Origin of the sequence: Halomonas sp. GT, assembly GCF_002082565.1 — a bacterium.
Classification (GTDB): Bacteria; Pseudomonadota; Gammaproteobacteria; order Pseudomonadales; family Halomonadaceae; genus Vreelandella.
Genome location: NZ_CP020562.1, coordinates 1,796,529 through 1,815,201 on the forward strand (window position 1 = coordinate 1,796,529; position 18,673 = coordinate 1,815,201).

Annotated in this window: 19 protein-coding genes; 15 read left to right on the forward strand and 4 right to left on the reverse strand. The window is 49.8% G+C overall.

The window, feature by feature from the left end; all coding sequences use genetic code 11:
• Positions 1-46 precede the first annotated feature (46 nt).
• From thrS to B6A39_RS08410, 7 genes are all read left to right on the forward strand, one after another.
• Positions 47-1,969 carry a threonine--tRNA ligase gene (thrS, locus tag B6A39_RS08380; protein WP_083003852.1) on the forward strand — a complete coding sequence of 641 codons (1,923 nt, stop codon included), beginning with the start codon at positions 47-49 and terminating at the stop codon, positions 1,967-1,969.
• A 12-nt stretch (positions 1,970-1,981) separates the two neighbouring features.
• A complete protein-coding gene (gene infC / locus B6A39_RS08385) occupies positions 1,982-2,521 on the forward strand; it encodes a translation initiation factor IF-3 (RefSeq protein ID WP_083003855.1) in 540 nt (179 codons plus the stop codon).
• A gap of 81 nt (positions 2,522-2,602) precedes the next feature.
• Positions 2,603-2,797, forward strand: coding sequence for a 50S ribosomal protein L35 (gene rpmI / locus B6A39_RS08390; RefSeq protein WP_009724291.1), 195 nt, complete (start codon positions 2,603-2,605; stop codon positions 2,795-2,797).
• Between the two features lie 57 nt (positions 2,798-2,854).
• Positions 2,855-3,208 (forward strand): 50S ribosomal protein L20, encoded by a 354-nt coding sequence (rplT, locus tag B6A39_RS08395; protein ID WP_009097607.1) that lies wholly within the window; start codon positions 2,855-2,857, stop codon positions 3,206-3,208.
• A gap of 157 nt (positions 3,209-3,365) precedes the next feature.
• Complete coding sequence (gene pheS, locus B6A39_RS08400; RefSeq protein WP_083003858.1) at positions 3,366-4,385, forward strand: phenylalanine--tRNA ligase subunit alpha; 1,020 nt, start codon at positions 3,366-3,368, stop codon at positions 4,383-4,385.
• A 26-nt stretch (positions 4,386-4,411) separates the two neighbouring features.
• A complete protein-coding gene (gene pheT / locus B6A39_RS08405) occupies positions 4,412-6,793 on the forward strand; it encodes a phenylalanine--tRNA ligase subunit beta (protein ID WP_083003861.1) in 2,382 nt (793 codons plus the stop codon).
• A 106-nt stretch (positions 6,794-6,899) separates the two neighbouring features.
• Positions 6,900-7,196 carry an integration host factor subunit alpha gene (locus B6A39_RS08410; RefSeq protein ID WP_009724294.1) on the forward strand — a complete coding sequence of 99 codons (297 nt, stop codon included), beginning with the start codon at positions 6,900-6,902 and terminating at the stop codon, positions 7,194-7,196.
• A gap of 125 nt (positions 7,197-7,321) precedes the next feature.
• Here the strand turns inward: B6A39_RS08410 and B6A39_RS08415 are convergent, their stop codons facing one another.
• On the reverse strand, positions 7,322-7,528 hold the full coding sequence (locus B6A39_RS08415) for a DUF2788 domain-containing protein (RefSeq protein WP_009724295.1): 207 nt from the start codon (positions 7,526-7,528) through the stop codon (positions 7,322-7,324).
• Between the two features lie 143 nt (positions 7,529-7,671).
• Here B6A39_RS08415 and B6A39_RS08420 point away from each other — a divergent pair, with 143 nt between their 5' ends.
• From B6A39_RS08420 to B6A39_RS08455, 8 genes are all read left to right on the forward strand, one after another.
• A complete protein-coding gene (locus tag B6A39_RS08420) occupies positions 7,672-8,133 on the forward strand; it encodes a flavodoxin domain-containing protein (protein WP_083003865.1) in 462 nt (153 codons plus the stop codon).
• A 2-nt stretch (positions 8,134-8,135) separates the two neighbouring features.
• On the forward strand, positions 8,136-8,504 hold the full coding sequence (locus B6A39_RS08425) for a hypothetical protein (protein ID WP_083003868.1): 369 nt from the start codon (positions 8,136-8,138) through the stop codon (positions 8,502-8,504).
• 249 nt (positions 8,505-8,753) lie between these two features.
• The gene (gene tig / locus B6A39_RS08430) at positions 8,754-10,106 is read left to right on the forward strand and encodes a trigger factor (protein WP_083003872.1); all 1,353 of its coding nucleotides are present in this window, start codon (positions 8,754-8,756) and stop codon (positions 10,104-10,106) included.
• A 62-nt stretch (positions 10,107-10,168) separates the two neighbouring features.
• Complete coding sequence (gene clpP, locus B6A39_RS08435; protein ID WP_030073154.1) at positions 10,169-10,786, forward strand: ATP-dependent Clp endopeptidase proteolytic subunit ClpP; 618 nt, start codon at positions 10,169-10,171, stop codon at positions 10,784-10,786.
• 74 nt (positions 10,787-10,860) lie between these two features.
• A complete protein-coding gene (gene clpX / locus B6A39_RS08440; protein ID WP_083003875.1) occupies positions 10,861-12,141 on the forward strand; it encodes an ATP-dependent Clp protease ATP-binding subunit ClpX in 1,281 nt (426 codons plus the stop codon).
• A gap of 198 nt (positions 12,142-12,339) precedes the next feature.
• Entirely contained in the window at positions 12,340-14,769 is a 2,430-nt protein-coding gene (gene lon, locus B6A39_RS08445) for an endopeptidase La (RefSeq protein ID WP_083003880.1), read from the forward strand.
• A 194-nt stretch (positions 14,770-14,963) separates the two neighbouring features.
• Complete coding sequence (locus B6A39_RS08450; protein ID WP_009724302.1) at positions 14,964-15,236, forward strand: HU family DNA-binding protein; 273 nt, start codon at positions 14,964-14,966, stop codon at positions 15,234-15,236.
• 111 nt (positions 15,237-15,347) lie between these two features.
• Complete coding sequence (locus tag B6A39_RS08455; protein WP_083003884.1) at positions 15,348-17,165, forward strand: SurA N-terminal domain-containing protein; 1,818 nt, start codon at positions 15,348-15,350, stop codon at positions 17,163-17,165.
• Between the two features lie 80 nt (positions 17,166-17,245).
• Here B6A39_RS08455 and B6A39_RS08460 read toward each other — a convergent pair whose 3' ends face one another.
• The 3 genes from B6A39_RS08460 to B6A39_RS19050 are packed head-to-tail and all read right to left on the reverse strand — an operon-like array spanning position 17,246 to position 18,642.
• Complete coding sequence (locus B6A39_RS08460; RefSeq protein ID WP_083003889.1) at positions 17,246-18,016, reverse strand: UDP-2,3-diacylglucosamine diphosphatase; 771 nt, start codon at positions 18,014-18,016, stop codon at positions 17,246-17,248.
• A gap of 13 nt (positions 18,017-18,029) precedes the next feature.
• Positions 18,030-18,530 carry a peptidylprolyl isomerase gene (locus B6A39_RS08465; protein WP_083003892.1) on the reverse strand — a complete coding sequence of 167 codons (501 nt, stop codon included), beginning with the start codon at positions 18,528-18,530 and terminating at the stop codon, positions 18,030-18,032.
• Positions 18,502-18,642, reverse strand: a complete 141-nt coding sequence (locus tag B6A39_RS19050) for a hypothetical protein (protein WP_232318762.1) — start codon at positions 18,640-18,642, stop codon at positions 18,502-18,504. Before B6A39_RS19050 ends, B6A39_RS08465 begins: the two co-directional genes overlap by 29 nt.
• Positions 18,643-18,673: the final 31 nt, after the last annotated feature.

The window sequence follows — 18,673 nt, forward strand, 5'->3', positions numbered from 1 at the left end:
ATGTGATCCTTGGTATGGATCACCACTGCGCTCAAGGAATATCTTAATGCCCATAGTAACATTGCCTGATGGCAGCCAAAGAACGTTCGAAGCACCACTTTCTATTATGCAGCTTGCAGAATCGATTGGCCCTGGTTTGGCCAAGGCCTGTGTCGCTGGCAAGATTGATGGTGTATTGGTCGATGCTGCTGATTTGATCGAGCAAGATGCTGAAATAGCGATAATCACCGCCCGTGATCCAGAAGGTCTTGAAATTATACGTCATTCGTGTGCTCACCTAGTCGGGCATGCGGTTAAGCAGCTATATCCTGATGCCAAAATGGCCATTGGGCCAGTGATTGACGATGGTTTTTATTACGATATTGATTTCGGCAAGTCAGTAACGCCTGATGATCTAGAGGCCATTGAGAAGCGCATGCAATCGCTCATTGAGCGTGATTACGATGTCGTGCGTGAGTACGTTGATCGCGACGAGGCGATGAAAACATTTATTGAGCGTGGCGAAACGTTCAAGCAGGAAATTGTCCGCGATATACCTGAGGGTGCAACAATACGTTTGTATCATCACGAAGAGTACACGGACATGTGCCGTGGACCGCACGTGCCGAATACGCGTCACCTGAAAGCTTTCAAGCTGACCAAGCTTGCTGGTGCCTATTGGCGTGGAGATGCCTCAAATCCCATGCTGACACGTATTTACGGTACCGCGTGGGGCGATAAGAAGCAGCTCAAGGCTTACTTGAAGCGTTTGGAAGAGGCCGAAAAACGAGATCATCGCAAGTTGGCCCGCAAAATGGATCTTTTCCACTTGCAAGAAGAAGCGCCAGGTATGGTTTTTTGGCACCCCAATGGCTGGACAATGTATCAGGCATTGGAAGACTACATGCGAAAAATTCAGCGAACGCATGGTTATCAAGAAATTAAAACGCCGCAAGTGGTGGATCTTTCATTGTGGAAGAAATCGGGTCACTGGGGGCACTATAGTGAACTCATGTTTACCACTGAGTCAGAAAAACGTGAGTACGCCGTTAAACCTATGAATTGTCCCTGCCACGTACAGGTATTTAATCAGGGATTGAAAAGTTACCGCGATTTACCTTTGCGCCTAGCAGAATTTGGAAGTTGCCACCGAAATGAACCTTCCGGTTCTTTGCATGGTCTGATGCGTGTCCGTGGCTTTACTCAAGATGATGCGCATATTTTTTGTACAGAAAGCCAAATTCAGGCCGAAGCAGAAGCATTCATTGCGCTTACATTGCAGGTTTACAAAACACTTGGTTTTGAAGATGTTGAGCTCAAGCTTTCAACTCGACCTGAGGACTTTCTTGGTGAAGCAGAGATGTGGGATCGAGCAGAGCAGGGGCTTGAAGCTGCGCTCAATGCGACGGGGCTTGATTGGGAGCTTCAGCCGGGAGAGGGGGCTTTTTATGGCCCGAAAATTGAGTTTGCTCTGCGTGATTGCCTGAATCGTGTTTGGCAATGTGGTACTCTACAACTAGATTTCAATTTGCCAGGGCGTTTAGGCGCGCAGTATGTTGATGAAGATGGAACACGTAAGACTCCTGTGATGCTTCATCGTGCTATCTTAGGTTCTTTTGAGCGGTTTTTGGGAATCCTAATTGAGCATTATGCTGGTGCGATGCCGCTATGGTTGGCACCTCAGCAGGCAGTATTGATGACCATTACTGATGCACAGCGTGATTATGCGCTCGATTTGGAACAACGGCTGCAAAAAAATGGCTTACGAGTCAAAGCGGACTTGAGGAACGAGAAGATCGGCTTTAAAATCCGTGAGCACACGTTACAGAAAGTTCCCTATCTCCTTGTGGTGGGAGATAAGGAAGTCGAAGCTGACTCAGTGGCCGTGCGAACTCGCAGCGGCGAAAACCTCGGTACAATGACTGTCGATGAGTTCATCGAACGTTGTAGTGTTGAGCGAGCAGCCCTGGCGACATCGTCAATTGCCTAAGGAGACGGAGCAATCAAGCGAAGCAATCAGCGCGGGCGTCCACAAGACAAACGCCCACCAATGAACGAGAGAATTACCGAAGAAGAAGTACGTTTAATTGATGCTGAAGGTGAGCAGTTGGGTGTTGTGCCCACCACCGAAGCATTGGAGCGTGCAGAAGCTGCCGGTTTAGACCTCGTACAAATTTCGAATGCCGATCCAATCGTTTGTAAGATTATGGATTACGGCAAATTTGTTTTTGAGACGAAGAAGCAGAAAGCGGCTCAAAAGAAAAAGCAGAAGCAAATCCAGGTTAAGGAAGTTAAATTCCGTCCTGGCACTGATGAAGGCGATTATCAGGTTAAGCTTAAAAACCTGACGCGCTTTTTAGAAGGTGGTGATAAGGGCAAAGTCACATTGCGCTTCCGTGGTCGTGAAATGGCGCACCAGGATATTGGCCGTAAGCTAATGGAACGGATCGCGGCAGACCTGGAAGAGATCGGAGCGGTAGAGTCTTTCCCGAAAATGGAAGGACGCCAGATGATCATGATTATTGCCCCGAAGAAGAAGTGATCCAACGGCGAAGTTAACGGGTCAGCGTGAAAGCGCTGATTGGCCCTGGGTTTTCTAAAAAATATCGAGCGGAGTTTTCTCATGCCGAAAATCAAAAGCAACAGCGGCGCTGCCAAGCGCTTTAAAAAGACCGCTAATGGCTTCAAGCACAAGCAGTCTTTCCGTAGCCACATCTTGACTAAGAAGTCGACCAAGCGTAAGCGTCAGCTACGTGGCATGAAGCAGATCCATGCTTCTGACAAAGCGTTGATCCAGCGCATGCTGCCGAACCTGTAAGGTCGAATTTTCTTATCTGAGTGCATTTAGCCTCAGTCATAAAGTCAGGAGTGTGTTATGACCCGTGTTAAGCGTGGCGTAGTTGCCCGTCGTCGCCATAAAAAAGTATTGAAGCAGGCCAAAGGTTATTACGGAGCCCGTTCGCGTGTTTTCCGCGTAGCCAAGCAGGCTGTCATCAAAGCCGGTCAGTATGCTTACCGTGACCGTCGCAACCGCAAGCGTCAATTCCGCGCTCTGTGGATTCAGCGTATTAACGCTGGTGCGCGCATCAATGGCATGTCTTACAGCCGCTTTGTTGGCGGTCTGAAGAAAGCCGGTATTGAAATTGACCGTAAAGTATTGGCCGACCTGGCAGTACACGAGAAAGCTGCATTTGCGGCTATCGTGGAAAAAGCCAAGGCTGCCCAATAAATCACATTGCACTGAGTTAAATCAGTGTGACGTGACAGAGGTCATTTCAGTGTGACCCATGCAGGGGAAGAGCAGCCGCTCTTCCCCTGTTTTTTTGTCACCTTCAACATGCCAGCCATCTTTAGAGATGGAAACCGCTTAATTCGGAGTGAATCGGATGGACCATCTTCCTACTCTGGTGTCAGAGGCTCGCGATGCTATTCATGCGGCGCAAAGTGTCTCTGCTCTAGATGAGTTGCGCGTACGTTACTTGGGTAAAAAAGGCGAAGTGACGGCCTTGTTGAAAGGCTTAGGAAAGCTATCAGCAGAAGAGCGTCCTGCCGCTGGTGAGCAAATTAATCAGGCGAAACAGACCCTGGCAGCTGAAATTGATACAAAGCGTCAGCAGCTTGAAAGCGAAGCGCTTAACGCTCGCTTGGCGGCTGAAAAAATTGACGTGACTCTGCCTGGTCGCGGTCAAGAAAGTGGTGGCCTACATCCCGTCACTCGAACGCTTGAGCGTATCGAAGGCTTGTTTACCAGGATTGGCTACGATGTGGCTGTAGGGCCAGAAATTGAAGATGATTATCATAATTTTGAGGCGTTAAATATACCGGCTCATCACCCTGCGCGGGGTATGGCAGACACCTTCTATTTCGATGCTACACGCTTATTGCGTACTCACACGTCGCCAGTTCAAGTGCGTACCATGAAAAGTAGCGAGCCGCCGATCCGTATCGTTTGTCCCGGTCGTGTCTACCGTAGTGATTCAGATCTCACCCACACCCCAATGTTCCACCAGGTGGAAGGTCTGTTGGTCGACGAAGGTGTGAGCTTTGCAGATCTTAAGGGCACTATTGAAGACTTTCTTCAGGCGTTTTTTGAACGAGATGATCTTTCAGTTCGCTTCCGCCCCTCTTACTTTCCATTCACTGAGCCCTCCGCAGAGGTCGATATTCAGTGCGTGATGTGTAGCGGTGATGGTTGTCGGGTTTGCTCGCATAGCGGCTGGTTGGAGGTTATGGGGTGTGGAATGGTGCATCCTGAGGTGTTCCGGCATTCAGGTATTGATGCTGAGCGCTACACAGGGTTTGCGTTTGGTATGGGTGCCGAACGACTTGCAATGCTGCGCTACGGTGTCAATGACCTGCGTTTGTTCTTTGAGAACGACCTGCGTTTTCTTCGCCAATTTACCTAAGACCGCTGCCAACGACGGGAATCAATATGAAATTTTCAGAACAGTGGCTGCGTGACTGGGTGGCTCCGCAGCTTGATACACAGGCAATTGCCGATCAAATTACCATGGCAGGCCTTGAGGTCGATGCTATCGAGGCTGTTGCGTCCGCGTTTAGTGGCGTGGTGGTTGCAGAGGTGCTGACTAAAGAAAAGCATCCAGATGCTGATAAGCTCAACGTATGTACTGTTAATGATGGTACCGGCGAGCCTGTTCAGGTTGTTTGTGGCGCTGCCAACGTTGATGTTGGTCAAAAAATTCCGTTTGCTCAGGTGGGGGGAGTGCTGCCGGGCGACTTTAAGATTAAAAAAGCCAAATTGCGGGGTGTTGAGTCTCGCGGAATGATTTGCTCGGCCTCAGAGTTAGGCCTTGAGGAAGAGACGTCTCCCGGTATTTTTGTGCTGCCAGTTTCCGCGCCGGTAGGTATAAGTTTTCGAGAGTATATGCAGCTCGATGACATGACCATTGAAGTTGACCTTACGCCGAATCGTGGTGACTGTCTAAGTATCAAGGGGTTGGCGCGAGAAGTGGGTGTGCTCAATCGTCTTCCAGTGAGCGGGCCTGAAATTGCGGTTATCGAGGCCAGTATTGATGATACTTTTTCAGTACGTATTGAAGCGCCGGAGCAATGCCCGCGCTACATGGGTCGCATTATTAAGGGGGTAGATGTTAGCGTAGAAACCCCGCTTTGGATGGTGGAGCGTCTCCGGCGTAGTGGTGTTCGTTCTATTGATCCCGTCGTTGATGTGACTAATTACGTGATGCTAGAACTAGGTCAGCCATTGCATGCGTTTGATCGCGACAATCTCCGCGGCGGTATTATCGTTCGCTTGGCGCGTAAAGAAGAGCGTTTGACTTTATTGGACGGTCAGGAAGTAGCGCTAAGACCTGAAACACTGGTGATTGCGGATGATCAAGGTCCTCTAGCAATGGCAGGCGTTATGGGGGGCGAAAAGTCAGGGGTAAGTGAGAAGACCGATACGATTTTCTTGGAATCTGCCTATTTTACACCGCTGGCTATTGCAGGGCAGGCGCGTTCTTACGGCCTACATACGGATGCATCACATCGTTTTGAACGTGGCGTTGATCCAGAGCTTGCCAGTGTGGCCATTGAACGTGCCACTCAGCTTCTGATAGAGATATGCGGCGGCCAGGCTGGCCCTGTTACTGAGTCGTCTAGTGGTGAACACCTGCCAGCACCCCGTAATATTATATTGCGCGAGGCGCGTTTAGAGAGTGCGCTGTCGAAGCGGCTGCCCGTTGAAGATGTAACTGATATTCTGCAGCGTTTAGGGCTTGCGGTTGTTAAACAGTCAGATGGTTGGTTAGTCACAGCGCCAAGCTGGCGTTTTGACGTGGCGATCGAAGAAGATCTCATAGAAGAAATTGCTCGGGTCCATGGTTACAACAACCTGCCTGTACGACGCCCTGCGGCGCGTTTGGCGCTACGTCCGGCTAACGAGGCGGTGCTAACCCAAGCTCAGCTGCGTAACCAAATGGTAGCTCGCGGTTTTCAGGAAGCGATAACTTATAGTTTTGTGGCACCTGATCTGCAGGCGGTGATGTTGCCAGATGTCGTTTCGCCTGTGTTGGCGAACCCGATTTCGTCAGATCTGTCGGTGATGCGGGCTAGTTTGTTCCCCGGCTTAGTGCGTGCGCTTGAGCACAACCTCAACCGCCAGCAAACTCGTGTCAGACTGTTTGAAACCGGATTGGTATTTAACGGCCATTTGGACAACCTCTCGCAGATCCCAATGATGGGGGCGCTGGCGTGCGGAGCTCGTGAAGCTGAGGGTTGGAATGGTGTTAAAGCCCAGGTCGATTTCTACGATCTCAAAGGGGATTTAGAAAGCCTGCTAGCGCTTGGTGGCGCGCTTGACGCATGGCGCTTTGAGCCAGGTGAGCATCCTTCATTACATCCTGGGCAAACAGCAAAGCTGTTGCATAACGGTAAGCCTGCCGGTTGGCTTGGCACCTTACATCCTCAGGTGCGAGCCAAGCTCGGGCTGAAAGTGGATGCCGTCATGTTTGAGGTTCGCTTAGATGCGCTTAGCGAGGGTCTCATCCCAGCCTTTGAGCCGCTGTCACGTTATCCAGAAGTCCGTCGCGACTTAGCCTTCACTGTTAAGGCAGAGATACCGGTTCAGGCGTTACTTGATTGTGCAAAAGCACAAGCTGGCAATTACTTAAAAGACATTAAGCTATTTGATGTCTATGCTGGTAAGGGCGTGGCTGATGGTTACAAGAGTATTGCGTTGGGCTTGACGTGGCAGCATGCATCGCGCACGCTAAATGATGATGAAATCAACCTGTTGGTGGATTCAATTGTATCGCAAGTGCGAGCAGAATTGGATGCTGAGCTACGTGGATAGGATTGATAGATAGGATTTGTGAATAGTCACGTGAATAATTAAATAATGCCATGACACGACGCTTATCACGTTCTTGGCAATGCGTTTGCTACATGGAGGGGGCCTTATGGGTGCGTTGACCAAAGCAGAGCTAGCAGAACATTTACACACTGAGCTCGCGCTGTCGAAGCGAGAAGCAAAAGCCATGGTTGAGGCTTTTTTTGAAGAGATCCGTGCCTGCCTGCGCGAAAATGAGCAGGTTAAGCTATCGGGTTTCGGCAATTTCGATTTGCGTGATAAGCGCGAAAGACCGGGGCGTAACCCCAAAACAGGTGAAGAGATACCCATTTCTGCCCGACGCGTAGTTACTTTTCGTCCCGGCCAAAAGCTAAAGCAGCAGGTGGAGCGCTATACAAGTAGCTAATGTAAGTCAGTAATATAAACGTACTGTGCGGTGTGGACGTGAGTCGAGCAGTTGCGTTGAGCTGAAGCGCTGGATGGTAGTAAATGAAAAGGAGTACCTTTTGGTGCTCCTTTTTAATTTTTGGACTAAAGTCCGCGTCCTTCGATTAACCAGGTGATCACTACCTTAATGATATAACCCAGCATGCCAGCACCCAAAACGACAAAAAGCATGATCGTACCAAACTTCCCTGCGTTGGATTTCTTAGCTAAGTCCCAAATAATAAAGCACATAAACACGATTAAGCCACCGACCATGATGGGTGTTATCCATGCTTCAAAGAGCTGCTGCATAAGATTTCCTATTAAATGATTGATAGTCGCCTCATGAGAAGGCGTGTGTCGTTTTTGCGAGTCGTGTTAATATTTGACCAAATTCATCGGGTATTTGTCGACTGAACAAAGCACAGTGCGACACTATTGCAGAGGAGTAAGCCATGCCAACGCTAACGATTCTAGTCGGTACCATGTACGGTGGCGCGCTAGATGTCGCAGAGCAAGTAAAGCCGTTGTTTGAGCAGGCTGGCTACTGCGTTGATATTTCTGAGCAGCCGACAATTGACGATTTGACCAATAGCCAAGATCTTACGCTGTTTTGTGTGTCAACGACGGGCAGTGGGGATTACCCAGGGAATTTTGTTTCTTTTGTGCGCGGGCTGCAGGAAAAAAGTCCCTCGCTTACGTCGTTACGCTATGGGTTGATTGCGCTGGGAGATAGCTCTTACGGAGACACATTCTGTGGAGCGGGAAGGGCTCTCGATGCGTTATTAGAAGATCATGGTGCAACGCGTTTAGGGGAGCGGCTAGAAGTAGATGCTATGGAAACCTTTATGGCAGATGACGCCGCTATTCCGTGGGTGGAAGAGTGGATTGAGTCTCAGCAACTGAAGGTTGCTTAACTATGCAGCGGGTCCCTTTTTCTCCAGAACGTATTAGCGTTGCTATCGGACTTTGCATTGTGATGTTGGCCGCGATACCTCGTTACATGGTAGAAGGGCATGAAACACGCCAAGCGTTGTTGCTTATTGCGCTAGCCATAGTGGCGGGTGCTGCCGCTGTTCAGTGGAAAATGCTGTCAGTTGACGCACGAAGAGCGCTGCCAAAATTATGTCAGCGTTTACTATTTATGCTGCTAGTGGGTGTCTTGGTAATGGGGGCTTGGCATGGCCTGTTCACTGACTGGATTAGCTGGCAAGTGTTTATTTCCCACGCAGCAACGTGTGGACTGTTATTTCATGCTGTTTCTTTGTGGTGGGCAAAGCGCGATTAAAGGCCATTATTTTAGATGTGATGATTAGGCTATAAGGCTTTGTCTAACGTTTAAAACTAATTTTGACCGCACTGTGGTCAAAAAAACGACCTAAAATGGTCGTTTTGCTAGTGATTACCCTTGTATTTGTGGGTTATGCCCCCATCTTGCGAGCATGGCGCTTGCCACGATGCGCTAGGGTTCTTAAAATTGCCCCCTTGTACTTATTTTACGCAATCAACATAACGCCCAGCCGCTAGAGGACAATTCATGCAAGTTTCCGTCGAGACGACCTCCCAGATCGAACGCCGTATCACTATTCAGGTGCCGGCCGCCGAAATCGACGAGGCCGTCAGCGCTCGCTTAATAGACACCGCGAAAAACGTTCGCCTGAATGGTTTTCGCCAAGGCCGAGTGCCGATGGCTGTAGTTCGTCAGCGCTATGGCGACAGCGTGCGCAATGAGGTGGTAGGTGAAGTGATGCGTGAGCGCTATGTGCGTGCCATCACTGAAGAAGGCCTTAATCCTGCCGGTTTCCCCCAGATTGAGCCAAAAGTAAACCAAACTGGCAAAGACCTAGAGTTTGTGGCGGTTATGGAAATTTATCCGCAGGTTGAGCTTGCGTCTATCGAAGGCACCGAGGTTGAGCGTCCGGTAGTGACGGTTAACGATGCTGATGTCGACGAAATGATCGATACACTGCGTAAGCAAAATGCTGCGTGGGAAGAAGTAGATGCCGCTGCTGCTGATGGCGATCAAGTTACCATCGACTTCCAGGGTTTCCTGGGAGACGAGCCGTTTGAAGGTGGTAGTGCTGAGGGCCATGCCTTAGTTATTGGTTCCAACAGCTTCATTCCAGGCTTTGAAGAGCAGCTGATCGGCACGAAGGCGGGTGATGAGAAAACCATCAGCGTTACGTTCCCTGAAGATTACCAAGCGGAGCATCTTGCAGGCCAAGAGGCTAGCTTTAAAGTTACCGTTCATAAAGTCAGCAGCCAAACGCTGCCGGCCGTAGACGCTGAGTTTATTGCGCGCTTTGGTGTTGAAGATGGCGATGAAGACAAATTCCGCGCTGAAATCAAAAAGAACATGACGCGCGAAGCGGCTCAAGCGGTAGATAACCGTGTTAAGCAGCAGGTGTTAGATGCGCTGAAGAAAGCGAATGATATTCCTGTGCCCAGCGCGCTTGTTCAGCAAGAAACGGATGGCATGAAGCGCCAGGCAGCTCAGCAGTTCGGTCTGGGTGAGGACTTTGACGTTAGCCAACTGCCGAATGAGCTCTTCGAAGCGCAAGCGAAAGGCCGCGTCCAGGTTGGATTGTTGCTGGCCGAGGTTATCAAGGCGAATGAGTTAGACGCTGATGATGATGCAATTAAAGCGAAGGTTGAAGAGCTGGCAGAGCAGTATCAGGATCCTTCCGAGGTTGTTGAATATTACATGGGTAATGAGCAGCTCAAAACCCAAGTGAAGTCTGCCATCCTGGAAGAAAAGGCTGTTGATAAGCTGCTGGAGCAGACGAACGTTAAAGATGTCGAAATGTCATATCAGCAGGCATTGGCAGCGGCTCAGCAACAGGCCGAGCAAGATGAAGGTGTTGAAGAAAGCGAGCAAGCTAGCGCCTAACTTCATCGCGTGGCGCACCCTGTTTGGGTGCGCTTTCCCTTACCGGACGCAAGGAATCACGAATGAGTGAGTTTGATATTCAAAACGCCGGCGGTTTAGTGCCCATGGTGGTTGAGCAGAGCGCCAAAGGGGAAAGAGCCTATGACATCTACTCACGCCTGCTAAAAGAGCGTGTTATTTTCCTGGTTGGACCAGTTGAAGATTACATGGCGAATTTAGTGGTGGCGCAGCTGCTGTTTCTTGAGTCAGAGAACCCTGATAAAGATATTCATCTTTACATTAACTCGCCTGGTGGATCTGTTACGGCAGGTATGTCTATCTACGACACCATGCAGTTTATTAAGCCTGATGTATCGACCGTATGTATCGGTCAAGCGGCCAGCATGGGTGCATTGTTGCTGACAGCAGGTGCAGCAGGTAAGCGTTATTGTTTGCCTAATTCCCGTGTGATGATTCACCAGCCGCTGGGTGGCTATCAAGGTCAAGCGTCTGATATCGAAATCCACACCCGTGAGATTCTAGGTATTCGTGAAAAACTGAACCAGATTTTAGCCCATCATACTGGTCAAGATCTTGATACTGTTGCCCGGGATACTGACCGTGACAACTTTATGAGCGCCACTAAAGCCCAAGAATATGGCTTGATTGACGCAGTACTGGATAAGCGGCCTACATCCTGATAGCGTGATAGGATTCTGCTTTTCTAACGAGCTTTTCCGGCGGCGTAAGCCGCCGCAGTGATAGAGGTACGCGAATGGCCGACGGCAAAGGCAAGGACGAAGGTGGCAAGCTTTTATACTGCTCGTTTTGTGGTAAAAATCAAAACGAAGTACGTAAGCTAATTGCAGGCCCGTCCGTATATATCTGCGATGAGTGTGTCGACTTATGTAATGACATCATTCGCGAAGAAGTTCTCGAAGCCGATGCCGAGAGCGATGAAGAGCGTTTACCTACGCCTCGCGAAATACGTCATACGTTAGACGACTATGTCATCGGACAAGATCGCGCCAAAATGGTGCTATCTGTAGCGGTTTATAACCACTACAAGCGTCTTAAGACGGAAGTGCGCGAAGGTGATGTAGAACTAGGTAAATCAAATATTCTGCTCATTGGTCCTACTGGTAGTGGTAAAACACTGTTGGCGGAAACCATGGCGCGGTTATTGAATGTACCTTTTACCATTGCCGATGCCACTACACTGACAGAAGCGGGCTATGTGGGTGAAGATGTTGAGAACATCATCCAAAAGCTTCTGCAGAAGTGTGATTACGACGTCGAAAAGGCTGAGCGAGGCATTGTCTATATCGATGAAATCGATAAGATTTCGCGCAAGTCTGACAACCCATCCATCACGCGTGATGTGTCGGGCGAGGGCGTCCAGCAGGCGCTGCTCAAGTTGATTGAAGGCACAACAGCATCCGTGCCGCCGCAGGGTGGTCGTAAACATCCTCAGCAAGAGTTTGTTCAGGTCAACACGGCCAACATTCTGTTTATTGTAGGTGGCGCTTTTGCGGGGCTTGATAAAGTTATTCGTGATCGTGCTGAAAAAGGTGGTATTGGTTTCAATGCCAGCGTGAAGAGCAAAGAGTCTTCACGTGGTGTAGGTGAGTTATTGGCAGACGTAGAGCCAGACGATTTAGTGAAATTTGGTTTGATTCCTGAGTTTGTTGGACGTCTGCCCGTGATTGCGACGCTCACTGAGCTAAATGAAGATGCGTTGGTACAGATATTAACTGAGCCTAAAAACTCGCTGGTTAAGCAGTACGCCAAGCTCTTTGAAATGGAAGATGTGACACTTGAGTTTAGAGACGAAGCGCTGCGTGCTGTCGCGACTAAGGCAATGGAGCGTAAAACCGGTGCGCGAGGTTTACGATCTATCCTTGAGTCTGTGCTGCTAGACACCATGTACGAGATACCTTCGCTTGAAGGTGTTAGTAAGGTGGTGATTGATAGTTCAGTGATTGCTGGCGAAAGTGAGCCACTACTGATCTATTCGCAGCAGGAAGACGCTCGTGTTGATGGCACCGACGGTTAGCACCGAGGTGCGCGCCACGGCCTAGCTTTTACCGCTTACGCCAAACCAAGGGGTCGCCTAGGCGACCCCTTGTTATTCATAAGTTACTCATGAAATGTTTGCCTAGTTGCTCAGCACCTAGCGCTATGCTTTTCATACTGTGAGGTACTTGGCTAAGTACCCTTTCAAGTACTCATCCGATTTTGAGGAACGTCTGCGATGCAGCAGAACGCCGATCAGACACAATGTCTACCCCTGTTGCCTTTGCGGGATGTGGTCGTGTACCCGCAAATGGTTATTCCACTTTTTGTTGGTCGTGAAAAGTCCATCCAAGCGTTGGAAGCGGCGATGGAGGCCGACAAACGTGTGCTGCTGGTGGCTCAGCGCGAGGCCTCCCAGGATGAGCCTGATAACGCTGATCTTTATGCCATGGGCACCGTGGCCGATATCATGCAACTGCTGAAATTGCCAGATGGCACTGTAAAAGTGTTGATTGAAGGTAATTTTCGCGCTGATGTTATTGATATTGAAGAGCACGAGACGGGCTACACCCAAGCTTACTTGGTGCCTCGCGAAAGCGAGCCGCTAACCAGTCGTGAGCAAGAAGCGCTGGTACGTGTGCTGCTCAACCAATTTGAGCAATACGTCAAGCTGTCCAAAAAAGTGCCTAACGAGGTACTCAATTCGCTTTCTGGGATTGAGGATCCGAGTCGGTTGGTCGATACCATCTGTGCGCATTTGTCATTAAAAATAGGTGACAAGCAAGAGTTGCTCGAAATGGACCGCGTACGCGATCGCATTGAGCACTTAATGGCGCTGATTGAGTCCGAAATTGATTTGCTGCAGGTTGAGAAGCGCATCCGCTCGCGTGTGAAAGAGCAGATGGAAAAGACCCAGCGTGAGTATTACCTCAATGAGCAGATGAAGGCCATCCAGAAAGAGATGGGTGAGCTGGATAATGTGCCGAATGAGGTCGAAAAATACGAGCAAGCCATTGCTTCATCTGGAATGCCCAAAGAGGCGGCAGAAAAGGCTACTCAAGAGCTTGGTAAGCTAAAAATGATGGCTGCTAACTCGGCCGAAGCTACCGTGGTTCGCTCTTACCTAGACTGGCTAATAGCCGTCCCTTGGAAGAAGCGTACCCGCGTCAAGCACGACTTAGTGAAAGCTCAGGAAGTGTTGGATCAGGATCATTACGGCTTAGAAGAGGTAAAGGCGCGCATCCTTGAATATCTTGCGGTACAGAAGCGCGTGCGCAAGATGAAAGGGCCTGTATTATGCTTGGTGGGCCCGCCAGGTGTGGGTAAAACCTCTCTTGGTCAATCTATAGCACGAGCCACGAATCGTAAATATGTTCGCCTTGCGTTAGGTGGCGTGCGTGACGAGTCTGAAATTCGCGGACATCGTCGCACTTACATAGGCTCGTTACCGGGTAAGTTAATGCAGCGGATGAGTCGTGCTGGTGTTAAAAACCCACTGTTTTTATTGGATGAAGTCGATAAGCTCGGTATGGATCACCGCGGTGACCCTGCGTCAGCGCTGCTAGAGGTGCTTGATCCCGAGCAAAACAACAGCTTTAGTGATCACTACCTTGAGTTGGACTACGATCTGTCAGAAACGCTATTTATCTGTACTGCTAACTCGATGAATATTCCTGGTCCTTTGTTGGATCGTATGGAAATAATTCGATTGCCGGGATACACAGAAGATGAAAAGCTAGCGATCGCTAGGCGTTATTTGTTGCCAAAGCAGCAGGAAGCGAATGGCCTCAAAACAGAAGAGCTGGCTCTCAACGATGATGCTCTGCTTGAGCTAGTGAGATATTACACCCGTGAAGCAGGGGTGCGAGAGCTAGAGCGTCAGATCGCTAAAGTATGCCGTAAGGTGCTGCGTGAGCGTTTAGAGGCCGAGCAGACAACTAGTGGTAAGCAGGGTAGCCAGCTGCAGGCCCAGCAGGTGCTGGCAGCTGAAGATATTGAAGCCTATGCAGGTGTGCGCCGTTATAGCTACGGGTTAGCTGAACAGGAAGATCAAGTGGGTCGCGTGACGGGGCTAGCGTGGACATCTGTTGGCGGTGAATTACTGAATATTGAATCTGTTGTGACGCCAGGTAAGGGGCGTATTAACAAAACTGGCTCGCTGGGCGATGTTATGAAAGAGTCAGTGAGCGCAGCGCAAACGGTCGTTAAGGCACGCGCAAAAGAGTATGGTATTGATCCGCAACGGTTTGAGAATGAAGACTTACACATTCACGTTCCCGAGGGTGCTACACCTAAAGATGGCCCCAGTGCAGGCATCGCCATGGTAACCGCTATTGTCTCTGCTTATACTCAACGCCCAGTGCGTTGTGATGTGGCCATGACAGGAGAAGTGAACCTACGTGGCGAAGTGATGCCTATTGGGGGGCTGAAGGAGAAATTGCTGGCAGCCCGTCGCGGTGGTATAAAGACGGTCTTGATTCCTGAGGAAAATCGTCGAGACCTCAAGGAAGTGCCAGAAAATATCAAAGGGGCGCTTGATATTCGCCCTGTACAATGGATAGATGAAGTACTGGCCGTAGCGCTTCATAACGATCCAATTGACGAGAGCGTCTCGTTAAAAGGTTCCGATCCGGCTTTTAGTTCAACCGTCGTAACGAGTACCCATTAAGCGTTAATGCTCCGTTGAGTTTTAACATTACTTAATAGTTTTGCCCAAGGCCTTGAGTTGCGGGCATTTATCGGCACTGTTGCTTGACAGGAGTTTCAAGGCATTGCTATAAAACACAGCTACGCTTTGAAGTTGTATCTAACGGTGGCAGTGCCGTTCAGAGCCATTTTTTTGAAACAGTTAAGGGGTGAAGTGTGAATAAGTCCGAGCTGATTGAAGCTATTGCCGCATCTGCTGATATTCCTAAAGCAGCGGCAACCCGCGCATTGGATGCCATGGTGGAGTCTGTCACCGATAGCCTCAAAAAAGGCGAAAGTGTTTCACTGGTAGGTTTTGGTACTTTCGCAATTAAAGAGCGTGCTGCTCGTACTGGTCGTAATCCGCAGACCGGCCAGCCGATTGAAATTAGCGCTGCAAAAGTCCCCAGCTTCAAAGCCGGTAAAGCGCTGAAAGACGCCGTCAACTAATTGGCTCGCGTTTGCTGTAAGCTAATGGGCGCATCGCATTCGCGATGCGCCCATGTTTTTTTCTGGCCCGATAGTTAGGGCGATAGATAGCTGTGATGATCTGAGGCTAGCATGCTGCAAAGTATTCGAGATGGCTCCAGAAGCTGGGGTGCCAAAATAATTATCGGTGTCATGGTGGCTGCCATGGCGCTTTTTGGCGTGGAGTCGCTGTTTAGTGTCTTTGGCGATGATCCTAATGAAGTGGCGAGCGTTAACGGCGAACCAATCATGCGTCAGCAGGTTGAGCTTGAGGTGCAACGTGCGCTTCGCTCTGGACAAGTACCACCAGAGCAAGAGCGGGCGCTTCGTAATGATGTCCTTGACCAGCTGATAACTCAGCAACTGCTAACACAGTATGCTGAAGACGGTGGTGTGTTCGTCTCCGATGCCCAACTAGATCAAATGATTGTTGGTCTGCCAGAGTTCCATGATCAAGATGGTCGTTTTTCGGCTGAGATATTCCGCAACCGTCTTGCCGGTGCCGGATATACCCCAGTGGCGTTTCGTGAAGAGCTGCGTGCCGATATCAAGCGCCAGCACTTGCAGCAAGGCCTTGCTTTTAGCGACTTTAGCCTGGAAAGCGAGCAGGAGCGCTTAGCTCAGCTGCAGCGTCAGCAGCGCAGTTTTCGCTATATTTTATTAGATGCCAATGATGTAAATGTAGAGACGGATGTTACTGAAGCGCAAATGCAGGAATACTTCGATGCAAACCAGGCACGTTTCGAGCGTCCTGAGCAGGTGCGCGTTGAATATGTGCTAGTTGACCGTCAAACCATGGCGGAAAATGTTGAGGTTGACGAGCAAAGCTTGCGCGATGCGTGGCGGGAGCAGAATCGCAACGCTGATAGACGTGTCTCTCATATCATGGTGACGTTTGGCGAAGAGCGTAGCCGTGAAGAAGCGCAAGCGCACGCTAATGAGGCTTTAGAAGCCTTGAGTAGTGGTGAATCTTTCGCCGATACAGCACTGCGTTATTCAGATGACACGGCGAGTGCTGAGGAAGGCGGCGACTTAGGGGTAATTAGTCGTGGTTTCTTTGGTGATGCCTTTGATGAAGCTGCTTTTACTCTAGATGAAGGTGAAACATCTCAACTGGTGGAAATGGATGGAGCATTTCATATCCTTCAGGTAACCGAGCTGGTAGCGCCCGCCTTTGAAGAGCAGCGTGAGGCACTTCAACAAGATGTTGCTCTGCGTGAAGTCAATGATGAGTTCAATCAACAAGTTCAGCGCTTAATTGATGAGAGTTTTGCTGCCGATGATCTTCAAAGCGTTGCGGATGACCTTGGTCTAACGCTAAACCAGACTGACTGGTTAGCACGTGGTGAAGGTGAAGGCGTACTTTCAGAGCCAGGGGTGCTAGATGAGGCCTTTAGTGCTGATGTGCTAGAGGAAGGCTATAACAGCGAAGTGATCGAGCTGGATGATGATCGTCGTTTGGTGCTGCGTGTCGCGGAACATCGCGAAACGACTCAACTCACGCTAGACGATGTGCGTGACGAAGTCGCTAATGCTGTTGTTGCTCAACAACGCCAAGAAGCGCTTGAGCAAGAGGCCTCTCGCATGATCGAGGCAGTGGAAGCGGGCGAGGCCAGCGACATTGACTGGCTTGAGGCTAACAATATCTCACGCCAGTCTGAAAGTGTACTTCCGCAGGCGGTAGTGCAAGAGGTGTTTCGTATGCCGCGTCCGCAGGAGGGCGATAGTGTTTACCGCTCTGTGTCACTTCCAGAAGGTGTTGCTATCATCGCGCTTGATAGTGTGTCCGTAGGCGAAGTTGACGAGCAGCTTACTTCTTTTGTAGCTCAAATGGCTGAACAACTCCGCGCACAGTCTGTCATTCAGGGCTTGGTGGATGATCTGCGAAGTGATGCGGAGATTGAGCGTTAATTAACGCGTTTTTATCAACCCAAAAAAAGCCGGTCAAATTAATTTTGGCCGGCTTTTTAGATCACGTGCAACGTTAGGTATTAGGGTGGATTGGCTAAGGTGAATTGGCGCAGAATAGGCATGGCACTGTGTTCTGCTGTGCGTTCAATGACGATGTCCCAGCCATGGTGAGCATCCCAATCACCGAGAACAAAACGTTTTGCAGGAACGTCCTCAACCGTCAGGTCATGTACCTTTGGCCGATGGGTGTGACCATGAATCATGGTGGTAACACCTGAGTGCGCCATCAGTGCAACCACTTCTTCATGTGTCACGTCCATGATCGCTTCCGCTTTACTCGCGTTGGCATCGCCCGACTGCATACGCAGACTCTTGGCAAGCTCCAACCGCTGATCAAGGGGTAAGGATAGGATTTGTGTTTGCCACTGAGAATCTCTCGACTGTTGGCGGAACGCCATGTAAGCATCATCTTTAGTGCAAAGGCTATCGCCATGTAGAATAACGACAGGCACTCCTTGGAGTTCTACCGTTTGGCTTTCGGGTAGCAGAGAGGCTTGGCACTCACCGATAAAGCGCTCGCCAATCAGAAAGTCGCGATTGCCGTGCAGGAAATAAATCGCGGTTCCGTTGCTGCTTAATTTGCGTAACCGTTTGATTACTTCCCAGGCAATGTCGCTAAGAGGATGCGGTGTGTCAAGGAGATCATCTCCGATCCAGGCGTCAAACAGGTCGCCTAGAATATACAGGGCATCAGCCCCAGTAGCGGTGTGCTCTAAGTAACGATAAAACCCCTGATTAATCTCAGGGGTATCACTGCTTAGATGCATATCAGCTATCAGCAGAGTGCGCATAGAACTCCCATAATTAGTCGGCTTCTTTTACATAGGCGCGCTCAATGATGACATCGTCTGCGGGCACGTCAGCGTGCATGCCACGGCGTGTGGTGCTTACACCACGGATGGCGTCTACCACATCCATGCCGTCGACAACCTCTCCAAACACGGCATAGCCCCAGCCTTGAAGACTTTTACCACTATGATTTAAGAAGCTATTGTTACCAACGTTGATAAAGAACTGTGCTGTGGCAGAGTGAGGATCTTGAGTGCGCGCCATCGCCAGTGTGCCAACCGTATTTTGTAATCCATTGTCAGCTTCGTTCTCGATCGGATCACGCGTTGGCTTTTGGTTAAAATCTTGATCGAAGCCACCGCCCTGAACCATAAAACCATCGATAACACGATGAAACAAAGTGCCGTCATAAAAACCTTCGCGGACATATTGCTCAAAGTTGGCGGCAGTTTTCGGCGCTTTTTCATGATTAAGCGCAATAGTGATGTCACCGTGGTTGGTCTGTAATACGATCATAGATAAATTCCTGTTCAATAAAGGCGTTCGCCTTGGCGCTGTGCATCGGCGTCACGTTATAATAGCGGTTTTGCTTGGCACCGCGAAGCGCAAACCCTAATAGCTTAGGCATTGGTTGCCTAGCCCGCCATCCACCATGAGGT